This is a genomic window from Actinacidiphila oryziradicis (assembly GCF_005047355.1).
GTDB lineage: Bacteria > Actinomycetota > Actinomycetes > Streptomycetales > Streptomycetaceae > Actinacidiphila > Actinacidiphila oryziradicis.
Genome location: NZ_SUMC01000252.1, coordinates 1 through 3707, shown reverse-complemented (window position 1 = coordinate 3707; position 3707 = coordinate 1). Strand labels below are relative to the sequence as shown.

At 66.4% G+C, this 3707-nt stretch carries 4 protein-coding genes and 1 pseudogene; 1 reads left to right on the top strand and 4 read right to left on the bottom strand.

Features of this window, described 5'->3' with window-relative positions; all coding sequences use genetic code 11:
- The 4 genes and pseudogenes from FCI23_RS54500 to FCI23_RS62110 form a co-directional block, all read right to left on the bottom strand.
- A partial coding sequence (locus tag FCI23_RS54500) for an MIP/aquaporin family protein (RefSeq protein ID WP_211265901.1) occupies window positions 1–652 on the bottom strand: 652 nt, incomplete at its 3' end.
- A gap of 27 nt (window positions 653–679) precedes the next feature.
- Window positions 680–1078 (bottom strand): hypothetical protein, encoded by a 399-nt coding sequence (locus FCI23_RS54495; RefSeq protein WP_136731600.1) that lies wholly within the window; start codon window positions 1076–1078, stop codon window positions 680–682.
- 244 nt (window positions 1079–1322) lie between these two features.
- Window positions 1323–2204 carry a SigB/SigF/SigG family RNA polymerase sigma factor gene (locus FCI23_RS54490; protein WP_136731599.1) on the bottom strand — a complete coding sequence of 294 codons (882 nt, stop codon included), beginning with the start codon at window positions 2202–2204 and terminating at the stop codon, window positions 1323–1325.
- A gap of 104 nt (window positions 2205–2308) precedes the next feature.
- Window positions 2309–2545 (bottom strand): annotated as a pseudogene (locus FCI23_RS62110) (YihY/virulence factor BrkB family protein); the annotation flags it as partial.
- Window positions 2546–3186: 641 nt separating this feature from the next.
- On the opposite strand from FCI23_RS62110, the gene FCI23_RS54480 reads away from it, so the two are divergent.
- Window positions 3187–3567 (top strand): STAS domain-containing protein, encoded by a 381-nt coding sequence (locus tag FCI23_RS54480; protein ID WP_136731598.1) that lies wholly within the window; start codon window positions 3187–3189, stop codon window positions 3565–3567.
- The last annotated feature ends 140 nt before the right edge of the window (window positions 3568–3707 follow it).

Genomic DNA, 3707 nt, shown 5'->3' with positions numbered 1-3707 from the left:
ACAGACCCGCCACCACGATGTAGGCGCCGACGCCGATCGCGGACAGCGGCCCCACGTTTTGTGCGCTGGAGGCCGTACCCAGGATCGTGCTGACGAGCCCGAGGCTGAGAACAGCTTCGATGACGAAGGCCTGGGGCGCGGTAAAGCCGGGCCCAGGCAGGGTCGCGCCCAGGTGCGCCACATCACCGAAGGTGGCCTTCAGGACCAGACTGGCCAGCAGGGCCCCCACGCACTGGGCAGCGATGTAGCCGGGAACCCGGCGCCAGGCAAAGTCGCCGCGCAGCGCGAATGCGATGCTGACGATGGGGTTCAGATGGGCACCGCAGACCGCGCCCATGAAAAGGATCACGGCCAGCACTGTCAAGCCGGGGGCCGTCACCGCCGCGGCCCGACCGATCTGGCCGTGGGTGGCTGCCTCCAGGACCGCCGCTCCGGCACCGGCCAGGACGAGCAGGAAGGTCCCGAACAGTTCACCGAACAACCGTCGCGCTTCGTAGGTGAGATCGTTGAAGTCACGGGCCCATACCGGCTCACGTTCCAGCACAGCCGCGATCCTGGCCCCGTGGCGGGCGTCCACGATCGCCTCGACGCGATCACGCCCGTCATGGCTTCCCGTCGGTCCTCCACCGCTAAGCTGCTCGCCGCCCGTCATGACGCTCCTGGCCTCGGTACCGGGGGTTTATACGGCGATCGCGGGCAGGTCGACGAGGCGACACGGAATCTCTGTGTCCTGGCTGAGGTGGTAGCTGGCGCACAGCCGGTGATAGCCGTCAGCGATCTGCAGAGGGCGGTCGAGGCTCAGCTCGCCGCGAACGAGCAGGATCGGTGACAGCGGCTTGCCCTTGGTAACGTGCTTCAGGTCTCTCGCGACCTCGGGGTCATCTGCAGGAAGCAGTTGCAGCCGGGCGGCGCGCAGGATGTCCTTGGGGCGATGCTCCACCGTGGGCGCCTGTGACAGCAGCGCGGTGAGGACCTCTACGAGCGCCGGAGCGGCCGTCAATCGCAGAAACGACGCGGCTGCCGGGTAATCGTGCTCTGCCGGGGCATCCGCCCACTCCACGGTCACTTGCTTCGCCATGACAGGTCCCTCCGATATGTCGATGATCACCGCATCGGCGACTATTGATCCTAATGTGTCCCGTTCGCCCGGTTCCACGCCCGGGAGACCGGCGGCCGCCACCGCGACGGCATCGCGCTGGATGTGGGAAATTCCGCAATTTCCACTGACCCTCGATCCGCCTACAGGGACTCCGGTCAGGCGGTTTTTCGGTCCATGTCTGCACCCCTGAAAATGGAGCATGACGGTTCTTCAGGAATCCGCATTACGCCTGCGTAAGCATTCCGGCCCGCAAGGTCTTGAGTATCCGCCCCAGGAGCCGGGACACATGCATCTGGGAGATGCTGAGCTCGGCAGCGATCTGAGACTGTGTCATCTCCGCGCCGAAGCGCATCTGCAGGATTCTCCGGTCGCGTTGCCCGAGCTGCTCGAGAAGCGGCTTGAGCGCCTGGAAGTTCTCCACGCTCTTCATCCCGGGGTCGTCCTCACCGAGACGTTCGACGAAGGAGCCGGCGGCAGCGTCGTCGTTGCCCTCGCCGGCGGGGATGTCCAGTGATCCGGCGGTGTAGCCGTTGCTGGCCACCACACCCTCAGTAACCTCTTCCGGACTCAGGTCCAGGTATGCCGCCAGCTCCGCCGTCGTCGGCGAGCGGTCCAGAGTCTGCGACAACGCGTCCGCTGCCTTGGCCAGGACCAGGCGCCGCTCCTGCAGACTCCGGGGCACGTGCACCGACCAGCTCGTATCACGGAAGAATCGCTTGATCTCGCCCGTGATGTACGGGATGGCGAAGGTGGTGAACTCCACCTCGCGTGAGACGTCGAAGCGGTCGATGGCCTTGATCAGACCGATCATTCCGACCTGGAGAATCTCCTCCATCCCCTCCGGCCGGTTGCGGAACTGGCCGGCTGCGAATTTGACCACGGACATATTCAGTTCAATAAGGGTGTTGCGCGCGTACTGGTACTCGGGCGTGCCCTCCTCCAGAACCTGAAGCCGGTCCAAGAACACTTTCGACAGCACCCGGGCGTCCCTCGGGGCGACCTTGCCCGTCTCCTCGATCCACGGAAGCCGACCGGCCGAGGCACAGTCCACCGCCCTCGGAACCTCAACCAGCGCCTGTACAGCCGAATCCGCAAGTGCTGACATGTGCAAGACCCTCCATGGGCAGACCCTCCCCGCGCGACAATCAACAGAACTCGCCTACCCCGCGCCATCATCCATACGCCGAGAACGCCGGCCGGAAAGCGCAGCACGCCCGGCGCCTGGCCGGCAATCTTGTCCTGGAGCTTCCCGAGCTGGTCCTTGCTCAGCAGCTTGGCGCCGATCGCCGCACCTACGGTGATCAGCGGAAAGAGCGCGACGAAACTGGTGTAGGTGATGGCGGCGGCGAGCCGGGCCCAGTGGACCGTGGCCAGCCGCTCGAACGCCCGCCACACGTGCGTACGCATCAGCCGTGCGATCCCAGGAAGCCTCGTCAGCCATTCCATGAAGAACACCCACTCCCAGCGTACCCACAGCGAGAAAAGAGGCATCCAGCGCGAAATCCCACCGCCGCGGTGAGCACCGAAGGTGTTGCGCGAGGCGGCTTTCCATCCACTATTCGGACCTGGCTGGAGGACCACCCCCGCATCCGCCACGCGTTCATCCCGGTCGGCGCCTGCTAGCTGAACCTGCAGGAGGGCTCGTGGCGGATCTTCCGCAAGACCGCCCTGGCCGGGCGGTCCTTCGCCAACCCCGACGACATCACCCAGGCCACGCCCGCGGCCACAAGGCAGCTCAACGCCCGTGCCAGACCGGCCAGCCCCGCCCACCCGCCAACTACGACGCCGATACGTGTACATCCTTTGAGGAATCCAGCAAATTGGGGTATGCGTGGGGCTATGCTTCGATGGACGTCCCGGACCCCGGCGTGGCAAGCGCGGTTGTCGTGCAGGTGCGTGGGGAGCGGACGATTCGTCCGACCGCCTCGGGCACTACCTTCGAGGCGAAGCCGGTTCTTGAGCCCTGCTGGGACCGGTGTGCTTCGCCTGACCTGTCCAGGCGTCCGACCACAGGGGATGCGTGCCAGGCGGGACCGGGAAGCCGGGCCGCCGGCGCTGCACCAGGTGGTCACAAGAACTGAGGCGCTATGCCCGTTCTGCCCAGCTTCAACCTCTACCGGCACGACCGAGGAAGCCACACGACGATCACCCTGGCGGGTGAGCTCGACATGGACACGGCGCCACCGGTGTGCGTGATGATCCAGGACTGTCTGCGAGGCGGAATCCGCACCATCGACATCGACCTGACCCTCCTGACCTTCTGCGACGTCAGCGGCCTCAATACCTTCCTGGCCGCTGCCGAGCGCACGGCCACCGCCGGGGGATTGCTGTGCCTGCACCATCCGCATCCGATGCTGACCCGTCTCCTGGGCCTCACCGGCACCGGCTTCCTCGTGCACGGCCGGGAAGCTGAGCTTCGTCCCCTCACGGACGGCCTGGCCGTCGTGTCCCAAGCGCTGGCCTCGTGAGCACGGCGCGCGGTGGTCGCGGGTGATCAGTGACCGCATGGTCGGGGTCCTGCGTCTGCTGCAGCTCGACGACTGGTCCGACGGGGTCGCGGACGTCACCGCGGCGGGCGCCGAGGCGTTGGGCGTCGACGGCCTCGCGG

What these genes read in the sequence shown, in the direction of transcription:
- FCI23_RS54490 (WP_136731599.1), bottom strand. Translation starts at nt 2,204, where the DNA reads ATGTCAGCACTTGCGGATTCGGCTGTACAGGCGCTGGTTGAGGTTCCG.
- FCI23_RS54495 (WP_136731600.1), bottom strand. Translation starts at nt 1,078, where the DNA reads ATGGCGAAGCAAGTGACCGTGGAGTGGGCGGATGCCCCGGCAGAGCAC.
- FCI23_RS54480 (WP_136731598.1), top strand. Translation starts at nt 3,187, where the DNA reads ATGCCCGTTCTGCCCAGCTTCAACCTCTACCGGCACGACCGAGGAAGC.